Here is a 19713-nt window from a genome sequence, read left to right as displayed (position 1 = left end):
CTCCTCGTGGCCCAAAAGTGATTCGATGACTTCGAACTCACTTTAGCTCCACCGCCTTCTTGGTCGCGAAGGCCGGCTAGATGATCTTCAGTGCACTTAATTTTTGATCGAATTGAATGCACTGTCGGTTTGCACCGGAGTCCGGACATGTCGCTGCGGTGAGCCGACCGACGCGATGGGTCAAAAGGGGCGGTTCGGTAGCTCGGCTGCAGACTTCCGTCTGCCCTTGTCGGCCGAAATGCAGCGGCACCGCGTCAAAGGAAGCGATGGGCCACTTCCAGACATCGCCGATGGGTATATAGGATCATCGTCCACCGCGGAGAACAGCAAGTGGCCCGAATAGAAACCTTCGTATGGATCGTAACGACTTTCATAGTCATTATGGCCGCCACTCCACCACGGGCTTTGGCAACACCAGAAGCGTCTGCATGCGGGTACCTCGCTGGTCTGATCGATAAGGCACCGCCAGGGCCGTTGTTCTTGCCCAGCTATCCGACCGTGGAATCGGGGCCTCTCCATGGCGCCGCATACCTTTATGACAATGCGGTGGCCGCCATCGCATTAGTCGGTTGCGGTGAGCGGGACAAAGCACGTCGGATCGGCGCGGCGATTCTCTGGGCCATCGATAACGACCGGACCTGGCATGATGGACGGCTCCGGAACGCTTACGCCGCGGGTGTGGCGGCGAGTGGCTCCGCAAAACTTCCGGGTTGGTGGGACAGTACTCAGAACAAGTGGTTAGAAGATCGATATCAGGTGGGCAGCGATAATGGCAACGTTGCATGGGCAATGTTGGCTTTGCTGTCGATTGATGATGTGAGCGCCAGCTCTCGGTTCCGCGATGGTGCGGCACGGCTTGGCACCTGGGTCGCGCAATGGGCCGACACGCGCGGTACTGACGGTTTCACGGGCGGTACTTTTGGGCACGAACCGACGCCCGACGTACGGACGTGGAAATCGACTGAACACAATACTGACCTCGCCGCCGCGTTTGGCCTTCTTGCAACCCGCACAGGCGATTCGCGCTGGCGTGATATGGCAACAGCTGCTGAGCACTTCGTAGATACGATGTGGGATCCGGCGTGCGCCTGTTTCGCCGCAGGTACCGCCGAAGACGGCGTCACGCGCAATCCGATTTTGGCGCTGGATGCTCAAGTCTGGCCCTTATTGGCGCTCCCCGGAGCGGCGAAGAAATTTGCATCGGCAATGACTACCGTCGAACGGCGAATGAGTGTCGACAAGGGCTTTTCCTACGGTGAAGACCGAGATGGTGTGTGGACCGAAGGGACGGGCCAAATGGCTCTCTTGCTGGAATTGCTCGGTAGGACTGGGGAGGCAAAATCGTTGGTCGCTGTAATCGAATCCCAGAGGTCGCCGGATGGCGGGTTCTATGCCACAAGTGTCCGAGGGCTACCGACCGGGTTCATGTTAGATACCGATCCGGCCAAGCCACGACTCTATTTCCGATTGCCACATCTTGGCGCAGCTTCGTGGGCTGCTCTTGCAGAACGGGGGTTCAATCCCTTTACGGCGACAAAAAGACTTCCGTAGTTAAAGGCCGCAGTGGCACCCGTCTCAGCCCTTCAGTTTCATCCAAGCTAAGTGCTTTTTCGATTTCGATAAGTCCGAATTGGGTCAATAGCGTCGATTTGCCCGTCGGCCCGTGACTTCCGGTTTGCACCGGAGTCCGGACATGTCGCTGCGGTGAGCCGACCGACGCGATAGGTCAAAGGTGAAGTGCTGGGGCTAGGTCGGTTGCGTTAAACTCATCCATTCAATTTGAGTATTCTCAATAGGGCCATCTACAAAGTTGCATGAGAAAAGCTGAAAATGTCCTGGATCATTGCCCTCGCTTCTTTCGGGTTTTATTGGTGGCTTACTAGGCGGGCAAGTGAACGGGCGACAGAACTCGCAGCAGCTGGAATTGGGCGCTCTCCTCTATATTGGGTGTCGAACGCGCTAGTCGCCGTCTTGTTGGCCCTAGTTCTGTACATTGCCCACATTCACAATCAATCGCCCGTTCCGGCTTTCCTATGGATCGCGGCCATTGCGATAATCGTGGCTTTGCTTTTCCTGCGCCGCGCTTTGAAATGGCGCTATCCCGTATAGGAACCCCATTTTATTCTGCGGACGCGTCGAACTCCTCTGGCGGCCGCAGCCGGATGCACGTTTTTCGCTCTGCATTAGTCGCTGCTTCAATCTCGATCCATCCCGGCAATGGCGCCAAGAAACCAGCCGCTGAAGAAAGAGACACTCAACATCATGAGATTGGCTGTTGCGGAGAGACCAAGCTTGTCTTGAACATGATCAAATCCGATCAGCCCCAGCAGGGTAAAAACCAGAGCGCAGAACGCAGGCCAAAGCGCGCCCGCCGCCGCGCTGCGAGCCGCTGGGCCGGGGCAACCCCACGAGAGTTCCGTGAGAGATTCCAGGATCGACGAAACGATACCTCGAAACTCACGACGACCACGATCAGACAGGCAGTGAGGAAGTACATGGACATAATCCTTCGTGCCTAAAAGTCTTATCGGCTCGTTCCAAAAGAAAGACTTGCCGAGCAGATCGGAGTTTATCAATTGCGATATTGGTTCCGTAACTGGACGCGATGCGCACGAAGTCTGCTATTTCAGAGGCGGACTCGTTCGTCGACGGCTAATGGCGGACTACAGCCAGTCGCGACCACCAAAGCATGCTCAGATCTTCGTTGCTCTTGCCGCCTGCTCTAAACTGGCCGGCACAATTACGCGATGAAACGGTGCTATCGTGCTGAGATAGATACGCCCAAGTCGGTTATGGCAATGCACGACGGTACCCGCGACCAGCTCGCGCCCATTTGCTGCATCGGCGCGAAGTTGGATGCTGACGCGGAAGTCGAGATGCCAGTCATCCGCGCCCAGCACCAACTCGGTCGCGCTCTTTGACAGCACCGGGAAGAAGCCGATAACCGGCCCACGCGCCGCTGCCGCAACACCGACGGCGCGAGACGATTTGACGGCGACGGTCGCCATCACCACATCGCGGACACGCGTGAGCGCACGAATCCACCACGCCTGTCGCTCGAGCGCGGCACGTGCCAGCACCTCGACCTCATTGCTGGCCCCCGCCGGCAGTTGAATTGCAAACGCATCCAAAAGGTCCGCGCCTGCGTAGAGCGGCGCGAGCACGCTGTTGCTGGGCATCGGCACGGCGCGTGCTTTGGTCATGCGATCAGGTACCGGATGCGGGGGAGGTCGGCGGGATGATGCCATCGTGCGCCTGTTTTGCCCGACGTGTCAAACCTCGCGGCCGCAGGGCCCGTGATTGCGCCAGGCAAGATTCTTCAATGATTTGTACTGTGCATGGGGTTGTTTTAAGGGTTTCGGTTTCCGCCCCCTGAGGGGACTGAATTTTTTAGCCCCGCACGCGCCTCAGCATCTGCTCGACATGGGCGATCGGCGTCTCCGGCTGGATGCCGTGGCCGAGATTGAAGATGAAGCGGCCTTGCGCAAAATTCGCCAGCACGTTGTCGACCGCGCGGTCGAGTGCCGCGCCGCCCGTAATCAGCGCCAGCGGATCGAGGTTGCCCTGCACGGCGACGCGGCTCTGCACCCGCTCGCGGATGAAGGCGGGCTCGGCAGTCCAGTCGATGCTGACGGCATTGATACCGGTCGCCTCGACATAGCCGGGCAATTGCGCGCCGGCGCCGCGAGGGAAGCCGATGATCCTGGCATCGGGCACTTTCGCACGCACGCCTTCGACGATGCGACGCGTCGGCTCGACCGACCAGCGTGCGAACTCGGCGGGCGGCAGCACGCCGGCCCAGGTGTCGAAAATCTGCAAGGCGTTGGCGCCGGCTTCGAGCTGCGCGAGCAAATATTCGATCGAGCTCTCGACCAGCACGTCGATGATTTTCGAAAACGCATCCGGGTGCCGGTAGGCCATCATCCGCGCCGGCGCCTGGTCCGGCGTGCCGTGGCCCGCGACCATATAGGTCGCAACCGTCCACGGCGCACCGCAGAAGCCGATCAGTGCGATCTTGGGATCGAGCGCGCCGCGCACGATTCTGAGCGCCTCGAACACCGGGGCGAGCTTGCCGAAATCGGCGCGGCCCGCCAGCGTCGCGACCTTCGCCGGATCATCCAGCGGCTCGAGCCGCGGGCCTTCGCCGACCTCGAAGCGCACCGAGCGGCCTAGCGCGTACGGGATCACCAGAATGTCGGAGAAGATGATCGCCGCATCGAAGCCGAACCGGCGGATCGGTTGCAGCGTGACCTCGGCGGCCAGTTCCGGATTGAAGCAGAGATCGAGGAAGCCGCCGGCCTTGGCGCGCACCTCGCGGTACTCCGGCAAATAGCGGCCGGCCTGCCGCATCATCCACATGGGCGGGACGGCTTGCCGCTGGCCGGAGAGCACGTCGATGAAGGGCTTTGTCGCAGACTGGGGCACGAACGTTCCTGACGCAGAGTTGAGGTTCCTGATACACCGGGCGCGGCCCGAGCGGAACAGGGGAACCAGCGCAATTGCGCCGCGTTGACCGGGCAATGGAGGAGGAATCCCATGGCTCAGAGATTCAATCCCGCGCCACACGACAAGCACGCCGACAATCTTCACGAGGCGCTCGCGGCCGACCGCCACGCCAAGCTCGATACCGGGTTGGAAGATACCTTCCCCGCCTCCGATCCCGTAAGCGCCACGCAGCCGACGCCGTCGAAGGCCGACGCGGAGGCCGACCATCCCTCGCTCTGGAACAAGGTCAAGTCGATCTTCAGCTAGGGCCGCCGGTTTCCGATAGGCTTGATAAGACCTTGTTAGCGATCTGCGGAAGCCCCGGTCCGTAGGAGTACGGAAAAACCCGTAGATGAATGCGAATCCCGGCAAGCGCTTCAGGGTTCAATAAGAGAAGCGGCAGAGTTTCCGTCTATTGGAGATTTCTGCCGCATGAACGTCATCTCACAGAGAGCCGGATGGAGCCGCCTGCCGCTGCGCGCGGCGGCTTTTGTCGCGCTCACCTGCGTGGCGATCCTCGGCGTCAGCGGCTGGCGTGAATGGGTCGCGCGGGACGCGGTGCTCAAGGGCGCCGAAACCGAGATGGCGAACGTCGCCCGCTCGCTGACGCAGCATGCCGAGGACAGCCTTGATTTGCTGGATTCCGGCGTCGTCGGCGTCGTCAGCCGGCTGGAGATGGACGGCGCCGATCCCGCCACGATCGCGAAGCTGCGCAACCTGCTGGAGGCGCGCAAGAAGGCGATGGAGCGCGTCCACAGCCTCGCCATCATCGACGACCAGGGCAACTGGCTGACCTCGCCCGGCACGATCGCCTCGACGCTCAGCGATGACACGCTCTTCCGTCACCACCAGCTCTCGCCCAAGCGCGAGGCCTATGTCGGCCGTCCCGTGAAGAGCCTCGTCGACGGCGAATGGGTCGTCACCCTGTCGCGCCGCTTCAACAAGCCCGACGGCAGCTTTGGCGGCGTGGTGCTCGCGGCCATCGGCTCCAAATACCTGTCGCATTTCTACGAGCAGTTCGAGATCGGCCGCAACAGCTCCGTGACGCTGATGCACGGCGGCGGCATGATCATCGCGCGCAACCCGAACAACGAGAAGTTCGTCGGCCGCAGCGTCGCCGACACGGCGCTGTTCCGCGACGCCAGCCTGCAACAGCCGAGCGGCACCCATCATTTCAAGTCGCCGCTGGACGGCGCCGAGCGCGTCAGCTTCTTCAAGCGCAGCGCCCGCTATCCGCTCGTGCTGCTCGCAACCGTCGACAAGGACGAGCTGCTCGCGCCGTGGCGGGCAGCCGCGATCTCCCGCATGCTCTACGTGGTCGCGCTGGTGATGCTGATCGCGGTGATCGGCGCGGTGCTGGTGCGGCAGCTGCAGCGCGGCCAGCGCATGGCCGCGGCCCTGATCGAGAAGGAGGCGCATTTCCGCCTGCTCGCGGAAGGCTCCAGCGACATGGTCACCCGCATCGGGCTCGACGAACGGCTGCGCTACGTCTCGCCGTCATCCAACCGCGTCGTCGGCTGGCGCCCCAATCAGCTCATGGGCACAGACGCGCTTGCTGGAATCCATCCGGAGGATCGGCCGCAGGTGCAGGCCATCGTCGATGCCATGAAGCGCGGCGAAACGGACGAAGCGCGGCTCACCTACCGCAACGTGCACCGGCAGAAGACCGAGGTCTGGCTGGAATCGACCATGCGCGTCACGCGCAAGGACAACGGCAATGTCGACGGCGTCGTCGCGATCTCGCGCGACATCACCGAACAGAAGAAGCTGGAGACCCGGCTCGAGACGCTCGCGATCGAGGACAGCCTCACCGGGCTTGCTAACCGCCGCCGTTTCGACGAGCGGCTCAAGGAGGAATGGGCGCGGGCCTATCGCGATCGCTCCAGCCTTGGCTTGCTGATGATCGACGTCGATCACTTCAAGTCCTACAACGATGAATATGGCCATCCCGCCGGCGACGCTTGCTTGCGCGTGGTCGCAAAGATCATCGCGGCCGAGATGCAGCGGGTCGGCGATCTCGCGGCCCGTTATGGCGGCGAGGAATTCGCCATGCTGCTGCCGAACACCGATGCCGCCGGCTGTGCCCGGATCGGCGAGCGGATCCGCGGCGCCGTCCACGATGCGGGCCTGATTCATGCTTCCAATCCGACCGCGCCATGCGTCACCGTCTCGGTCGGTGGTGCGGCCTGCCGGCCGGCCTTGGAGCGCACCGCGGGCACGGGATCGCTGGTGGAGGCCGCCGACCGTGCGCTCTACGCCGCCAAGGACGCCGGCCGAGATCGCCTGATGATGTCAGGCGAGGTGACGAATATGCTGGCCAGGGCTTCCGGGCAATAATCCCACTCAATAATGCGGCGGGGGTTCGTTGGCCGGGCCCGGCGCATTTGCCTCGGCCTCCTGCAGTCGGTCGTTGAGCTGCGCGAGCTGTCGCGTCAGCACGTCGATCTGCTTCCACTGCGCGGTGATGGTTTGGTTCAGCGTCTCGATGGTGTCGTCCTGATAGGCCAGGCGCGTCTCCAGCGCGTCGATGCGCTCGGCGAGCGTCTTGATGTCATTCGTCACGTGCGTGCCCCAATTCTTGCTCGCGCAGGCCCCGTTCGCGCAATCCGTGACCAAGCGCCATGCGCTCGTCGAACACAAAACATTCGCCGCGCCAGCGGCTCTGCGCCTCCGGCACCTCTTCCAGATATTTCAGAATACCGCCTTTGAGGTGATAGACCTCTGCAAAGCCGCGCGCCAGCAGATGCGCGCTCGCCTTCTCGCAGCGGATGCCGCCGGTGCAGAACATCGCGATACGCCGGTGCTTTGACGGATCGAGCTTCTCGGCGGCGAAATCCTTGAACTGGCCAAAGCTCGTGATGTCAGGATCGACCGCGCCCTCGAACGTGCCCATCGCTACCTCGAAGGCGTTGCGGGTGTCGAGCACCAGCGTGTCGGGCGAAGAAATCAGCGCGTTCCATTCGGCGGCCTCGACATAGGTGCCGACCTGCCGGGTCGGGTCGGCGGCTGGATCGCCAAGCGTGACGATCTCCTTCTTCAGCCGCACCTTGAGCCGGCCGAACGGCATCGCTTTCGCGGTCGAGCATTTCAGTTCGAGATTGTCTAGCCGGCCGCCGAACATCGCCCCGTGCCCGAGCTCGTGCGCGAAGGCGTCGATCGCCGCAGGTGAGCCTGCGATCGTGCCGTTGATGCCCTCCTGGGCCAGCAGCACGCTGCCCTTCAGCGACAGGCCGGCACAGAGCGCGCGCAGCGGCTCCCGCAGCTCGCGGTAATCGGGCAGGGCGGCGAATTGGTAGAAGGCGCAGACCTTGTAAATCATGCGCCCGTTTAGCAGGCGGCCGGCGCCCAGAAAACCCGCAACCGATAGCTCTATTCCCAGCGAATGGCAGCCATTTCCCTGGTATGCCAGCATTGCCCGGGCGGGCTGGAATGTGTCATGTAGGCCCGGTTTTCCCGAGATCGCGGCGCACGCGCCCAGAGACTTAGCCCACACGCCCAAGAGAGCAAGAATTCGATGAGAAACTTCCATTTCCCCGGCAGGTCCACGGTCCACGCCACCAACGCGATGGTGGCGACCTCGCATCCGCAGGCCTCGTTGGCCGCGATCGAGGTGCTGCGCGAAGGCGGCACGGCGGTGGACGCGGCGGTGGCGGGTTCTGCCCTGCTCGGAGTGATCGAGCCACAATCGACCGGCATCGGCGGCGATTGCTTTGCGCTGATCCAGCCGCGCGGCGAAGGCAAGATCATCGCCTATAACGGCTCCGGCCGGGCGCCGAAGGCGGCCAACGCCGACTGGTATATCGAGCGCAAGATCAAATCCGTGCCGCTGACCTCGGCCCATGCGGTTTCGATCCCCGGCGTGATCGACGCCTTCGACACCGTGCTGCGCGACCACGGCAAGTTCGGTTTCGACCGCCTGCTGCAGCCCGCGATCAAGGCGGCCGAGGAAGGCTATGTCGTTGCCCCCCGCATCGCGTTCGACTGGAAGAACCAGTTCGAGAAGCTGAAGGGCGGCACCAACACCGTTCGTTACCTGTTGCCTGGCGGCAAGCCGCCGGTGGCCGGCGACATCATCCGCCAGGCCGAACTCGGCAAGACGCTACGCGCAATCGCCAAGGACGGTCGCGATGCCTTCTACAAAGGCGAGATCGCTGAGGACATGGTCGAGACCTTACGCGGCATCGGTGGCCTGCACACGCTCGACGATTTCGCCGCGCACACGACCGAGACGACGACGCCGATCGGCACGATGTACAAGGGCTACGACGTCTGGCAGTGCCCGCCGAACGGGCCCGGCGTCACCGCGCTGCTGATGCTGAACATCCTGTCGCGCTTCGACTTGACCAAATACGCGCCGCTCAGCGTGGAACGCTTCCATCTCGAGGCGGAAGCCGCCCGCATCGCCTACATGAATCGCGAGATGCACGTCGCCTCTCCCGAGCACATGAAGATCAACGTCGCCGAGATGCTCGAAAAGGGCTTTGCCGACGAGTACATCAGCAAGATCCGCCTGGACGGAATGCTCGACCTGCCGAACGTCGCGCCGCCGATGAATCCCTCGACCATCTACATCACGGTCGTGGACAAGGATCGCAACGTCTGCTCGTTCATCAACTCGATCGCACATTCCTTCGGCTCGGCGATCGTCGCGAACAAGACCGGCGTGCTGTTCCAGAACCGCGCCGGCGGCTTCCGCATTCAGCCGGGCCATCCCAACTGCATCGAAGGCAGCAAGCGCCCGCTGCATACGATCATGCCGGGCCTGCTTACCAAGGGCGGCCGTTCCACGATGTCGTTCGCAGTGATGGGCGGCCAGTATCAGCCGACCGGCCATACCCATCTCTTGACCAACATCCTCGACTACGGGTGCGACGTGCAGGAGGCGATCGACATGCCGCGCGGCCTGCATTACGAGGGCCAGTATCAGCTTGAGGACAGCGTGCCGTCTGACATCGTCGAGGGCCTCAAGAAGCTCGGCCACAAGACCACGAATGTGGTGGGCCCGCTCGGCGGCGCCCAGGCGATCTGGATCGACTGGGACAAGGGCACGCTCACCGGCGGTTCCGATCCGCGCAAGGACGGCTGCGCGTTGGGCTATTGAGCCTTCGCGAGGTTCCGCACAAGATCAGGAAAAGTTGACGAAGGGGCGGCGCGGCGCAGGCTGCGCCGCCCTTTCTTATTCGGAACTGAGCTCGTTACTCCAAGTTATGGGGCGATGAGCGGTGCAGGCGTGCGCTGCTTTGTTTCCAAGCGGCGGAGGCCGTCCATGTCCGATACCTCAAGTTCCCGACAATCAGGATTCCACCGGCGCGCTTTCATCGCCGGTGCTGCCGGCAGCGCTCTTGTTCCGCTGGCGGCGCGTGCGGCCTCGCAGGACGCGCGAGCGCCCGCGGCGCAGGATCCGGCGCTTCCGGTCGATGTCACGCTGCGGGTGAATGGCCAGGACAAGCGCCTCAGCCTCGACGCCCGCACCACGGTGCTGGATGCGCTGCGCGAGCATCTCAAGCTCACAGGCAGCAAGAAAGGCTGCGATCACGGCCAATGCGGCGCCTGCACGGTGCTGATCGGCGACCGGCGCGTGGTGTCGTGTCTGACGCTGGCGCTTGCGGCCGAAGGGCAGGAGATCACGACCATCGAAGGACTCGCGACCAACGACCGCCTGCATCCCATGCAGCAGGCCTTCGTCGACAACGATGCGTTTCAGTGCGGCTATTGCACGCCCGGCCAGATCATGTCGGCGATTGCCTGCGTGAAGGAGGGGCACGCGAATACCGATGCCGACATCCGCGAGTACATGAGCGGCAACATCTGCCGCTGCGCTGCCTACCCCAACATTGTTGCCGCCGTGAAGCAGGCCGCGCCCGAAATCATGAAAGGCTAGGCGCATGCGATCGTTTTCATATCAGAGGGCGACAGACCCCAGCATGGCCGTGCAGGCGCTCAGCGCCGCCGCGGCAGCCGACAATCCGCTAACGCAGGCCACAGCACAGCCACTCGCCGGCGGCACCACGCTGATCGATTTGATGAAGCTCGACGTGATGCGGCCCGCCGCGATCGTCGACATCAATCCGCTCGCGCAGGGCTGGTCGGCGATCGAGCCTGGGAGTGGGAGCCTGTGGCTCGGCGCGCTCGCAAAAATGTCCGATGCCGCCGCGAATGAGGACATCCAGCGCAACTATCCAGTCATTGCAGATTCCCTGAAGCTCGCCGCCAGCGCGCAGCTGCGCAATATGGCGACGCTCGGCGGCAACGTGATGCAGCGGACGCGTTGCAGCTATTTCCGCGACGTTTCCTACGAGAATTGCAACAAGCGCAATCCCGGCTCCGGTTGTGCCGCAATGGATGGCGTCAATCGCATGCATGCCGTGCTTGGCACCTCCGAGCAGTGCATTGCGACCTATCCCGGCGATTTCGCCCAGGCGCTGATCGCACTGGACGCCACGGTCGAGGTCACCGGCAGGTCCGGGACCCGCAGCATGCCTTTTGCGGAATTGCATAAGCCCCCCGGCAACACGCCCGAGATCGAGACCTCGCTCCAACCGGGCGAGCTGATTTCCGCCTTCGTCATTCCCGGCCGCTGGCCGCGCTCCGTCTACCTGAAGGCGCGTGACCGGCAATCCTATGAATTCGCGCTGTCCTCCGCCGCCGTCGCGCTCGATGTACAGGACGGCACGATCAGGGATGCGCGCATCGCGTTGGGTGGTGTCGCCACGGTACCTTGGCGCGCGCGAGAGACGGAGGCGCTGCTCAAGGGCCGGAAGTTCGATGACGGTCTGGCGCAGCGCGCTGCGGACGCCGCATTCGCCGACGCCAAGGGGCGTCGGCACAACAGCTTCAAGATCGCGCTCGGCAAGCGCGTGGTGGCGCGCGCGCTCCAGCAGGCCGTAACGATGGAGATCTGACCATGACTGCTGCTGCTCCCGAGCCCAAGGCGAACATGGGCCAGGCCGTGCCGCGCTATGATGCAACGGCAAAAGTCACGGGGCGGGCGACCTACGGGTCCGATATGCCGCTGGACAATCCTGCCTATGCGTTCCTGGTCACCAGCGCGATTGCCAGGGGCCGCATCAACAGCTTTGATCTCGGCGATGCCAAGCGTGTCCGCGGCGTGATCGACATTGTCACGCACGAGAATGCGCCGAAGCTGAAGGAGTCAAAGCTCTTCAGCAATGGCGGCTATGCCGGGACCACGATCCAGCCGTTGAAATCGGCCGACATCGCGCATGACGGCGAGATCATCGCTGTGGTCGTTGCAGAGAGCTATGAGGCTGCGCGCGAGGCCGCCAATCGCGTCAAGGTCGGCTACTCGGCGGCCACCCCGAGCGCGAGCTTCGACTCGCCGGGAACCACGAAAGCTGCCGCGAAAGGCCAGAACGCGCAATTCAGGGAAGATCCGCAGGTCGGCGATTTCGCCAAGGCGTTTGAGGAGGCCGAGGTGAAGCTCACCGCTTCCTACGACACGCCGACCCAGCATCACAACCCGATGGAGCTATTCTCGACCAGCTGCGCCTGGATGGGCGACAACCTCGTCATCTATGAGCCGAGCCAATATGTCTACGGCCTGAAGAACGGCGTCGCCGAGCAGCTCGGTATCGATGCTGACAAGGTGCGGGTGGTCAATCCCTATGTCGGCGGCGGTTTTGGCTCGCGCGGCTCGATGACGCCGCGTACCGCGATCATCGCCGGCATCGCCAAGCGGCTGAACCGGCCGGTCAAGCTGGTCCCGACCCGCGACCAGGGTTTTACCATCGCAACTTATCGCGCCGAGACCCGCCACGAGATCAAGCTCGGCGCCAGCCGCGACGGCAAGCTGGTTGCGCTCGGGCACGAGGGCGCAGAAGTATCCTCGCGCGCTGACGCCTATTGCGTCGGTGGCACCAAGACCACGACGCGGCTCTATGCCTGCCCGAACGTCGACAGCCTCGTGTCGATCGTGCGTGCGGATCGAAACACGCCAGGCTTCATGCGCTCGCCGCCGGAGGTGCCGTATCTGTTCGCGCTGGAGAGCGCGATGGACGAGCTCGCGGTCAAGCTCAACATGGATCCGGTCGAGCTCCGCCGCGTCAACGACACCACCAATGAGCCGATCGGCGGCAAGCCCTATACCTCGCGATCGCTGATGGCGTGCTTCGACGAGGCGGCCAAAGCCTTTGGCTGGTCGCAGCGCTCGGCCGCACCCAGATCGATGTCCGATGGCGACTGGCTGGTCGGCTATGGCTGTGCCTCCACTTGCTATCCGACGCAGATGGGGCCGTCGGCGGCACGCGTGCGCCTCCAGCGCGACGGCCGTACCCGGGTCGAGATCGCCGGCCACGAGATCGGCACCGGCGCCTACACCATCATTGCCCAGACCGCGGCTGAGCGGCTCGGCGTGCCCTTGGAGAAGGTCTCGGTCTTTATCGGCGACAGCGATCTGCCGCCGGCGCCGGTCGCGGGCGGCTCGAACTCGACCGCGAGCACCTGCTCGGCGGTGATGATGGTGTGTGACCAGGTCCGCCAGAAATTGTTCAAGGCAGTGATGCCAAACGAGAGCCTCACGGACAAGGCCAAGGAAACGGTCGGCATCGGCCAGACGCCGACGACGCAGGCGGCGAAGAGTGACCGGCCGCTTGATCTGGAGAAGGCATTCGACGCGCTCGGTGCCAGCGTGGTCGAAGAATATGGCGAGTGGAAGCCGGACGGCGCGCCGCTGGATTCCTTCAAGGCAATGCATAGCGGCCACGTGCGCCTCGTCGGTGGTGCCGCCTTGAAGGACAAGGTCGCCTACGCTTTCGGTGCGGAGTTCGTCGAGGTCAGGATCAACCGCTTCACACACGAGATCCGCGCGCCACGGCTGGTCGGTGCGTTCGCAGCAGGCCGCATCATGAATCCGCGGACAGCGCGCAGCCAGCTGATGGGCGGCCTGATCTGGGGCATGTCCTCGGCGCTGCTGGAAGCCACGGAGATCGACGAGCGCACCGCGCGCTACGTCAACGACAATTTTGCCGACTATCTCGTCCCCGTGAATGCGGATGTGCCCGGGGTCGAGGTGATCCTGCTCTCCGAGCAGGACGATCACATCAATCCGGCCGGCGCGAAAGGGCTCGGCGAGCTCGCCAATGTCGGCACCAATGCAGCGATCTGCAACGCGATCTATCACGCCACCGGCCAGCGCATCCGCAAGCTGCCGGTACGGCTGGAAAATATCGAGGCCTGAGGGGTGGAAACCGCATGCTCGTTGCGCTAGACACCTCCCGCCTCAAACGGAAGGTGTTCTATGCAGCGTTTCCAGCGCATGCTCCTCGCCATCATGTCGGCCCTCGCGATCACTGTGATCGCCAGCGTGTCGACATTCGTCCCCACCACGGCATCGGCCCAGACCGCAGGAAAACCCATGACCACAGCTTCAGGCTTGCAGACTATCGACAGCGTCGCCGGCACCGGCGCTTCGCCGAAGCCCGGCCAGATTTGCGTGATGCACTACACCGGCTGGCTCTATGAGAACGGCCAGAAGGGCAAGAAATTCGACTCCTCGGTCGATCGCAACGAACCATTCGAATTTCCCATCGGCAAGGGCCGCGTCATCGCCGGCTGGGACGAGGGCGTTGCCACGATGAAGGTCGGCGGCAAGCGCACGCTGATCATCCCGCCGCAGCTCGGTTACGGCGCGCGCGGCGCCGGCGGCGTGATCCCGCCGAACGCGACCTTGATGTTTGACGTCGAGTTGCTCGCGGTGAAGTGAAGACTTTCGCCGTCAGTGCGGATGGATAAAAAAAGACCAGCCTCGCGGCCGGTCTTTTTGCTTTCAGTTTCGATCTTGCGCGCGTTACTCCGCCGCGCGGCGTGCCGCCGCAGCGGCGCGATCGATCGCTTCCTTCGCGGCGTCCTTGGCATCGCCCGTGGCCTTCTGGCCCTTGCCCTTCACCTCCTGGACCGCGCCTTCGCCCTGCAGGTGTTCGGAACCGGTGGCTTCGCCGATGTCCTGCTTGGCCTTGCCGATCGCTTCGTTGGCGGCGCCCTTGATCTTGTCGCTCGTGCTACCCATGAAACTCTCCTTCCGGTTTTCTCTCCGGGACAACAGCTGACGCGCGCGAGGGTTCCTATTTTGGTATGGCTTGATGTCGCGGCTTTGGTTAGCTTGCCCCGCACGGAACCAACAGAAAGCAAGATCAATGACCGGCCATGACCACTCGCATTCCCAAAATGCACACGATCATGACGATCGCTGGAAACATGACGGCGTGCGTGTCATTCCCGGCAATCAGCTCGATACCAACGTGCCGTCGACGGCAGGCATGGACCGTGCGGCCGCGATCAATTTCGCCCGCGTCGGCGCACAGAAATTGTGGGCGGGCACGGTCAGCATCAAGCCGGATGCGAAGACCGGCGCGCATCATCACGGTCATCTCGAAAGCGTCATCTACGTGGTGAAGGGCAAGGCGCGGATGCGCTGGGGCGAGAGCCTGCAATTCACCGCCGAGGCCGGTCCCGGCGATTTCATTTTCGTGCCGCCCTACGTGCCGCACCAGGAGATCAATGCCAGCCGCGACGAGGTGCTGGAATGCGTGCTGGTGCGCAGCGACGGCGAGGCGGTCGCGATCAATCTCGACATCGAGCCGGTCGAGAAGCCCGAGACCGTGCTGTGGATCGATCCGGTGCACCGGGATCCGAACGAGAAGAAGTAAGGCCGAAGACTGCGCGGGGTTCGGTGCGACAGAATCCCGCAGCCGGCGGCCGGGAAAATATTTCGGAAGCCGTGTCGGATGGCGGTCCAGCCATCCGTCCTTGGAAGAACCCGCCCAAGGAGCTTTCGATGCCCAGGATGATTTTCCTCAATCTGCCGGTGACCGACCTCAAGCGTGCGACCGCCTTTTATGAGGGGATCGGCGCGACCAGGAACCCGCAGTTCAGTGACGACACGGCGAGCTGCATGGTCTTTTCGGAGACCATCTACGCGATGCTGACGACCCATGACAAATTCCGCCAGTTCACGCCGAAGCCGATCGCCGATGCAAAGACCTCGAACCAGGCGCTGTTCTGCCTGTCCGCCGATAGCCGGAACGAGGTCGACGATATCGTCGGCAAGGCCGAGGCTGCGGGCGGAGTGGCCGATCCCAGCCCGAAGGACGAATACAGCTTCATGTACGGCCGCAGCTTCGAGGATCCGGATGGTCATATGTGGGGTGTGAACTGGCTGGACGTGGCAGCCGTCCCCCCGAAGCCCGCCATGGCGAACGCCTGATCGAAACCCTGAAGAGGAGCATTCGCAATGTCCAAGCTCGTGCCCTGCATGTGGTTCAACGGCGACGCCGAGGAAGCCGCGAAGTTCTACGTCTCGCTGGTGCCGAATTCGGCGATCACGCACGTCCAGCACAATGTTGCGGACAACCCGTCCGGCAAGGAGGGCTCGGTGCTCGTCGTCGAGTTCGCGGTGGCCGGCCAGCCGCTGGTCGCGCTCAACGGTGGCATGAAGGTGGAATATACCCACGCGCTGTCGCTGATGATCCATTGCGACGATCAGGTCCAGGTCGACAGCGTCTGGAATGCGTTCCTGGCCAACGGCGGCAAGGAGCAGCAGTGCGGCTGGATCTATGACCGCTACGGCGTGTCCTGGCAGGTGGTGCCGAAAGTGATGTTCGACTTCCTGTCGAGCCCCGACAAGGCAGCCGCCGCACGCGCGATGCAGGCCATGATGAAAATGGTGAAGCTCGATGTCGAGGCGCTGCGGCGCGCGTTCGAGGGCAAGTCGGCGGCGTGACGTCAACATCGGTGCCGTAGGGTGGTGCAAAGGCGCGACAGCGCCGTGCCCACCATTCGTCTCCGGTTGAGAAAGAAGTGGTGGGCACGCTCCGCTTTGCCCACCCTACGAGACTGGGGCTCGCGGCTAGTAACTAATCCTCAACCCCACGCCGCCGTGGATGGTGTTGCCGACCGGCTGCGGGCCTAGCGTCCCGTTGGCGAAGAGGTCCACGATCCAGCCCTTCTGCACGCGGAAGCCGAGGCGGCCGCCATATTCGAACCAGCCCTGGTTGCCCATCGTCGGCACCACCATGCCGTCGCCGGTCACGGTCGCGACGATGCCGCTATGGCTTGCGAACGACTGCACCCAGCCGCCGTTGATGTTGGTCTCGATGTTGCCTGCGAAGAGATGGGTCCACTGGCCGCCGATCTTGATCAGGCTGGTGCGGTCGGTGCCGGTCGCAATGCTGGCGTCGAACGGATTGAACGCGACGGTGTTGTCCGTATAGCCCGATACGCGCTGCCAGAGCTGCCAGACCTCGACGGAGGCTGCGACCTCGTCGCGCGGTGACAACCGGCTCATCCAGCCGGCGCGGCCATAGACCGCGTAGTTCGCGGCGTTGGTCGAGCTGGTCACGCTCACCGGGCCGAGGCTGGTGTTGTAGCTGCGGGTGTAGCGCGCCTTCTCCCACGGCGTCAGGATCGTACCGACGTCGAAGAATGGACGCGACGAGCCCCAATCGGTGAAGTCATAGCGCAGCGCAAAGGCGCCGATCGGTGCGCTGGTGATGTTGTAGCCGCCCTCGCCGTACTGCGTGTAGGCGAGGCCGGCGAGCAGCGACAGATTGGGCGTCAGCTCCTTGCGGCCGTGGATGCCGGCCGAGAACGAGCCGGCCGAGCCGAACGCGCTGATGCAGTCGCTGCAATTGACCTGCTCGTTGACGCCGAGCAGCACGTTACCGAGCACGCGGTTGGTGATCATCTGGTTGAAGCGCTGGTTGGCGAGGCCGTTGACCGAGTTGCCGCTGGAATCGGAGCCGGTCGGCGCCGGGCTCGGCGGCGGAGACGGGCTTGGGGACGGAGACGGGCTTGGAGACGGAGACGGGCTCGGGGAGGGTGACGGATAGGGGCTCGGCGAGGGCGAGTATGTCGGTGACGGGGAGGGTCCCAGCCCGCCGCACTCTGATTCGCAGCTCGCCTGGGCTGCGGCCGGACCGGCGTCGAGCGCAAACAGCGCAAGCGCAGCGGATGCGCTCAATGCACCAGCCAGGACGAAGCGTCTGAAGCCGAGCTTCCCCACCATCAGCGCCCGCACAGCATGCCATCGTCATGGACGGCGGGCGAGATGGTCGGCGAGGCGTCGGCATACTGGTTGACGGAGCAAAGCCCGGCATTCGCAGCGCAGTTGGCGGCGAAAGTCCAGGGCGGGGTGTTGGTCTCGGTGATGCTGGCCTTGCCGCCGGTCGAGGTGATGACCGCGGTATCGCCAGGCTGGGTGAGCTGGATGCATTGGAAGTTCAACGTGCAGACGCTGGCCGCGCCCTCCTGAAGCACGACGACCGAACGGCCGCGCTGCGACAGGATGTCGAGCGTGGTGCCGCGCACCCCGATGGTCGCGAGCGGCGTCGTGATCTTGTAGGCGGTTTTCTCCGAATGTCCGGTGACGAAGCGGAATGCTCCGGTGGTCATGCGGATCGCGACGTCGCGATAGCTGTGCTCGTCGTTGAAGACGGTGCGGTCGAGCTTCAGCGTCGCGCCCGGTCCAAGCGACAGATTGGTGCTGTCGGCCATGACGAAGCGCGCTGCGCTGTCGGCGCCGGTGCGCACGGTCTCGTCGCGCAACATGCTGTCGCCGACGCTGATCGGTGACGTCGTCGCGGCGACGCGCACCACTTCGTTCTGAACCAGGACGGCTTCGCCGACGCGCGTTTGAGCCTGCGCGCAAGGCGCAGCGCACAATGTGGCCGCCAGCAGTGAAGGGAAAAACAGAAAACGAAAATTCATATCATACCGATCGAAATCCCTGATCGCGCACCCGTGTTGTGGCAGAATTATCACAAGCGGCGCGGGACGAGCGTAAGCTTAGTGACAGTTGCGGCAGAATGCGTTCAATGGATCGGCTGAGTTATTTTTTATTCGCGGTGACGCAGATTTGCCACGCAAAGTAGCCCTACAGCAGTCGCTTGAAGCACATGCGGTTCCGAATTTGTCGCGAAGCGCAGTGATCGCTGTCGCGATCTTCCTGGCTGCGCATCTCGCGCTGCTGATCGGGCTGGTGACGCCGGAAAAGTTCGTGTTCGACGAGGTGCATTACGTGCCGGCTGCGCGGCAGATGCTGGGCTCCGGCGCGTCGCAGCCGATGCTCAATCCGATGCATCCGCCGCTGGCGAAAGAGCTGATCGCGGGTTCGATCGCAACATTCGGCGACAATGCGTTCGGCTGGCGCTATCCGGCGACGCTGTTCGGTGCGCTCGCGATCGTCGCGGTCTATCTCTGCGGCCTCGCGCTGTTCGGATCGCAAGGGCCCGCGATCGCAGCGGCGCTGATCGCGGCGTTCAACCAGATGCTCTATGTGCAGGCGCGCATCGCGATGCTCGACATCTTCGCACTCGGCTTCGGTCTGCTCGCCATCGCCGCCTTCATGCACGGCTTTCGACGAGAGCGGCCGCAGGCGCTGTTCGCGCTCGCAGGTAGCTTGTTCGGTCTCGCCGCCGCCTGCAAATGGAGCGGCCTGTTTCCGCTCGGTGTCTGCATCGTCATTGTTGCGGTGATCCGCCTGATGCAGGGCTGGCACGCGCTGTTTGCCGACGCCGAGCCGAGCGACTGGTATCGCCCCGATCTCTGGCCAGAGTTCAGAGCACATCATGCTGCGCTCTGCTTTGCGCTGTTGCCGGCCGTGACCTATCTCGCCGCCTTCGTTCCGCTCTACGGGGTGTCGTTGCCGGATCTGATAGAGGCGCAGCGTCGTATCTTTGCCGACAACACCACCACCTCGATCGCCGGCCATACTTACATGAGCTCGTGGCCGTCGTGGCCGCTGCTCGCGCGTCCCGTGTGGTTCCTGTTCGACAAGACCTCGGACGACAATGTCGCGGCGGTCGTTTTCCTCGGCAATCCTCTGGTCGCATGGCCGGCGCTGCTCGCGCTCGTCGTGGTGTTGCGTGACTTCATCGTTGCGCGTCGCTGGGATGCGTTCCTGATTGCGGCGTTCTATTTCGGCCTCTGGCTCGCCTGGGCGCTGCTGCCGCGCACGCTGGGCTTCATCTATTATTATCTGCCGGCCGCAACCGCGGCCTCGCTCGCGCTGGTCTATGTTCTGCACAGGGAGGGCCTGCCGCGCTGGCTGTTGTGGGCCTATGTCGGCGTCGCCGCGATGGGCTTTGTGGTGATGCTGCCGATCTCAGCCGCCTTCGTCGGTACGTCGATGCAGACGTTCAACCGGCTGATGCTGTTCCAGAGCTGGATCTGACAACAGAAAGCCGCCTGCCACTCTGGCGGCAGGCGGCTTGT

Annotated in this window: 20 protein-coding genes; 12 read left to right on the top strand and 8 right to left on the bottom strand. The window is 63.4% G+C overall.

The genetic code is table 11. The features are described from left to right. The first annotated feature begins 480 nt into the window (after positions 1 to 480). A complete protein-coding gene (locus tag ABIC09_RS25910; protein WP_354111036.1) occupies positions 481 to 1551 on the top strand; it encodes a hypothetical protein in 1071 nt (356 codons plus the stop codon). Between the two features lie 644 nt (positions 1552 to 2195). Here ABIC09_RS25910 and ABIC09_RS25905 read toward each other — a convergent pair. From ABIC09_RS25905 to hemE, 3 genes are all read right to left on the bottom strand, one after another. Beyond that, the gene (locus ABIC09_RS25905; RefSeq protein ID WP_354111035.1) at positions 2196 to 2576 is read right to left on the bottom strand and encodes a hypothetical protein; all 381 of its coding nucleotides are present in this window, start codon (positions 2574 to 2576) and stop codon (positions 2196 to 2198) included. Between the two features lie 117 nt (positions 2577 to 2693). Beyond that, complete coding sequence (locus ABIC09_RS25900; RefSeq protein WP_354111034.1) at positions 2694 to 3203, bottom strand: DUF2867 domain-containing protein; 510 nt, start codon at positions 3201 to 3203, stop codon at positions 2694 to 2696. Positions 3204 to 3390: 187 nt separating this feature from the next. Continuing rightward, positions 3391 to 4425 (bottom strand): uroporphyrinogen decarboxylase, encoded by a 1035-nt coding sequence (hemE, locus tag ABIC09_RS25895; RefSeq protein WP_354111033.1) that lies wholly within the window; start codon positions 4423 to 4425, stop codon positions 3391 to 3393. Positions 4426 to 4536: 111 nt separating this feature from the next. On the opposite strand from hemE, the gene ABIC09_RS25890 reads away from it, so the two are divergent. Together ABIC09_RS25890 and ABIC09_RS25885 are read left to right on the top strand one after the other, a co-directional pair. Beyond that, entirely contained in the window at positions 4537 to 4752 is a 216-nt protein-coding gene (locus ABIC09_RS25890) for a hypothetical protein (RefSeq protein WP_148755551.1), read from the top strand. A gap of 165 nt (positions 4753 to 4917) precedes the next feature. After that, complete coding sequence (locus tag ABIC09_RS25885) at positions 4918 to 6822, top strand: diguanylate cyclase (protein ID WP_354111032.1); 1905 nt, start codon at positions 4918 to 4920, stop codon at positions 6820 to 6822. Between the two features lie 6 nt (positions 6823 to 6828). On the opposite strand, the gene ABIC09_RS25880 is transcribed toward ABIC09_RS25885, so the two are convergent. Further along, entirely contained in the window at positions 6829 to 7047 is a 219-nt protein-coding gene (locus ABIC09_RS25880) for a SlyX family protein (RefSeq protein ID WP_354111031.1), read from the bottom strand. After that, positions 7037 to 7804 carry an oxygen-dependent tRNA uridine(34) hydroxylase TrhO gene (trhO, locus tag ABIC09_RS25875; protein ID WP_354111030.1) on the bottom strand — a complete coding sequence of 256 codons (768 nt, stop codon included), beginning with the start codon at positions 7802 to 7804 and terminating at the stop codon, positions 7037 to 7039. The genes ABIC09_RS25880 and trhO overlap by 11 nt, the downstream gene beginning before the upstream one ends. Positions 7805 to 7999: 195 nt before the next feature. Between trhO and ggt the strand changes: the two genes are divergently transcribed. The 5 genes from ggt (at position 8000) to ABIC09_RS25850 (ending at position 14206) form a co-directional block, all read left to right on the top strand. Next, on the top strand, positions 8000 to 9586 hold the full coding sequence (ggt, locus tag ABIC09_RS25870) for a gamma-glutamyltransferase (protein ID WP_354111029.1): 1587 nt from the start codon (positions 8000 to 8002) through the stop codon (positions 9584 to 9586). 165 nt (positions 9587 to 9751) lie between these two features. Beyond that, positions 9752 to 10366, top strand: a complete 615-nt coding sequence (locus tag ABIC09_RS25865; RefSeq protein ID WP_354111028.1) for a (2Fe-2S)-binding protein — start codon at positions 9752 to 9754, stop codon at positions 10364 to 10366. A gap of 4 nt (positions 10367 to 10370) precedes the next feature. Beyond that, positions 10371 to 11387 carry an FAD binding domain-containing protein gene (locus tag ABIC09_RS25860; RefSeq protein WP_354111027.1) on the top strand — a complete coding sequence of 339 codons (1017 nt, stop codon included), beginning with the start codon at positions 10371 to 10373 and terminating at the stop codon, positions 11385 to 11387. Between the two features lie 2 nt (positions 11388 to 11389). After that, positions 11390 to 13681 carry a xanthine dehydrogenase family protein molybdopterin-binding subunit gene (locus tag ABIC09_RS25855; protein ID WP_354111026.1) on the top strand — a complete coding sequence of 764 codons (2292 nt, stop codon included), beginning with the start codon at positions 11390 to 11392 and terminating at the stop codon, positions 13679 to 13681. Positions 13682 to 13741: 60 nt separating this feature from the next. Further along, a complete protein-coding gene (locus ABIC09_RS25850) occupies positions 13742 to 14206 on the top strand; it encodes an FKBP-type peptidyl-prolyl cis-trans isomerase (RefSeq protein WP_148755559.1) in 465 nt (154 codons plus the stop codon). An 84-nt stretch (positions 14207 to 14290) separates the two neighbouring features. Here ABIC09_RS25850 and ABIC09_RS25845 read toward each other — a convergent pair whose 3' ends face one another. After that, positions 14291 to 14509 carry a CsbD family protein gene (locus ABIC09_RS25845; protein WP_148755560.1) on the bottom strand — a complete coding sequence of 73 codons (219 nt, stop codon included), beginning with the start codon at positions 14507 to 14509 and terminating at the stop codon, positions 14291 to 14293. Between the two features lie 127 nt (positions 14510 to 14636). Here ABIC09_RS25845 and ABIC09_RS25840 point away from each other — a divergent pair, with 127 nt between their 5' ends. The 3 genes from ABIC09_RS25840 (at position 14637) to ABIC09_RS25830 (ending at position 16222) form a co-directional block, all read left to right on the top strand. Then, positions 14637 to 15149 (top strand): cupin domain-containing protein, encoded by a 513-nt coding sequence (locus tag ABIC09_RS25840; protein ID WP_354111025.1) that lies wholly within the window; start codon positions 14637 to 14639, stop codon positions 15147 to 15149. Between the two features lie 128 nt (positions 15150 to 15277). Then, entirely contained in the window at positions 15278 to 15706 is a 429-nt protein-coding gene (locus ABIC09_RS25835; protein ID WP_354111024.1) for a VOC family protein, read from the top strand. A 27-nt stretch (positions 15707 to 15733) separates the two neighbouring features. Next, positions 15734 to 16222 (top strand): VOC family protein, encoded by a 489-nt coding sequence (locus ABIC09_RS25830; protein WP_354111023.1) that lies wholly within the window; start codon positions 15734 to 15736, stop codon positions 16220 to 16222. 126 nt (positions 16223 to 16348) lie between these two features. Here the strand turns inward: ABIC09_RS25830 and ABIC09_RS25825 are convergent, their stop codons facing one another. Both ABIC09_RS25825 and ABIC09_RS25820 read right to left on the bottom strand, forming a co-directional pair. Continuing rightward, positions 16349 to 17506, bottom strand: a complete 1158-nt coding sequence (locus ABIC09_RS25825; RefSeq protein ID WP_354111022.1) for a hypothetical protein — start codon at positions 17504 to 17506, stop codon at positions 16349 to 16351. Further along, a complete protein-coding gene (locus ABIC09_RS25820) occupies positions 17506 to 18207 on the bottom strand; it encodes a FecR family protein (protein ID WP_354111021.1) in 702 nt (233 codons plus the stop codon). Before ABIC09_RS25820 ends, ABIC09_RS25825 begins: the two co-directional genes overlap by 1 nt. Before the next feature lie 217 nt (positions 18208 to 18424). Here ABIC09_RS25820 and ABIC09_RS25815 point away from each other — a divergent pair, with 217 nt between their 5' ends. Further along, positions 18425 to 19672, top strand: coding sequence for a phospholipid carrier-dependent glycosyltransferase (locus ABIC09_RS25815; RefSeq protein ID WP_354111020.1), 1248 nt, complete (start codon positions 18425 to 18427; stop codon positions 19670 to 19672). The last annotated feature ends 41 nt before the right edge of the window (positions 19673 to 19713 follow it).

This window comes from Bradyrhizobium sp. S3.12.5 (assembly GCF_040548225.1).
Taxonomy (GTDB): Bacteria; Pseudomonadota; Alphaproteobacteria; order Rhizobiales; family Xanthobacteraceae; genus Bradyrhizobium; species Bradyrhizobium cytisi.
Note: the sequence above shows the minus strand (reverse complement) of the source record. Positions and strands in the feature narration are given on the sequence as shown.

Bases quoted from the DNA above. Each gene is read 5' to 3' on its own strand.
- ABIC09_RS25885 (WP_354111032.1), top strand. From the start codon at position 4,918: ATGAACGTCATCTCACAGAGAGCCGGATGGAGCCGCCTGCCGCTGCGC.
- ABIC09_RS25890 (WP_148755551.1), top strand. From the start codon at position 4,537: ATGGCTCAGAGATTCAATCCCGCGCCACACGACAAGCACGCCGACAAT.
- ABIC09_RS25865 (WP_354111028.1), top strand. From the start codon at position 9,752: ATGTCCGATACCTCAAGTTCCCGACAATCAGGATTCCACCGGCGCGCT.
- ABIC09_RS25840 (WP_354111025.1), top strand. From the start codon at position 14,637: ATGACCGGCCATGACCACTCGCATTCCCAAAATGCACACGATCATGAC.
- ABIC09_RS25900 (WP_354111034.1), bottom strand. From the start codon at position 3,203: ATGACCAAAGCACGCGCCGTGCCGATGCCCAGCAACAGCGTGCTCGCG.
- ABIC09_RS25830 (WP_354111023.1), top strand. From the start codon at position 15,734: ATGTCCAAGCTCGTGCCCTGCATGTGGTTCAACGGCGACGCCGAGGAA.
- ABIC09_RS25845 (WP_148755560.1), bottom strand. From the start codon at position 14,509: ATGGGTAGCACGAGCGACAAGATCAAGGGCGCCGCCAACGAAGCGATC.
- ABIC09_RS25820 (WP_354111021.1), bottom strand. From the start codon at position 18,207: ATGAATTTTCGTTTTCTGTTTTTCCCTTCACTGCTGGCGGCCACATTG.
- ABIC09_RS25850 (WP_148755559.1), top strand. From the start codon at position 13,742: ATGCAGCGTTTCCAGCGCATGCTCCTCGCCATCATGTCGGCCCTCGCG.
- ABIC09_RS25825 (WP_354111022.1), bottom strand. From the start codon at position 17,506: ATGGTGGGGAAGCTCGGCTTCAGACGCTTCGTCCTGGCTGGTGCATTG.
- trhO (WP_354111030.1), bottom strand. From the start codon at position 7,804: ATGATTTACAAGGTCTGCGCCTTCTACCAATTCGCCGCCCTGCCCGAT.
- ggt (WP_354111029.1), top strand. From the start codon at position 8,000: ATGAGAAACTTCCATTTCCCCGGCAGGTCCACGGTCCACGCCACCAAC.
- ABIC09_RS25835 (WP_354111024.1), top strand. From the start codon at position 15,278: ATGCCCAGGATGATTTTCCTCAATCTGCCGGTGACCGACCTCAAGCGT.
- ABIC09_RS25860 (WP_354111027.1), top strand. From the start codon at position 10,371: ATGCGATCGTTTTCATATCAGAGGGCGACAGACCCCAGCATGGCCGTG.
- ABIC09_RS25855 (WP_354111026.1), top strand. From the start codon at position 11,390: ATGACTGCTGCTGCTCCCGAGCCCAAGGCGAACATGGGCCAGGCCGTG.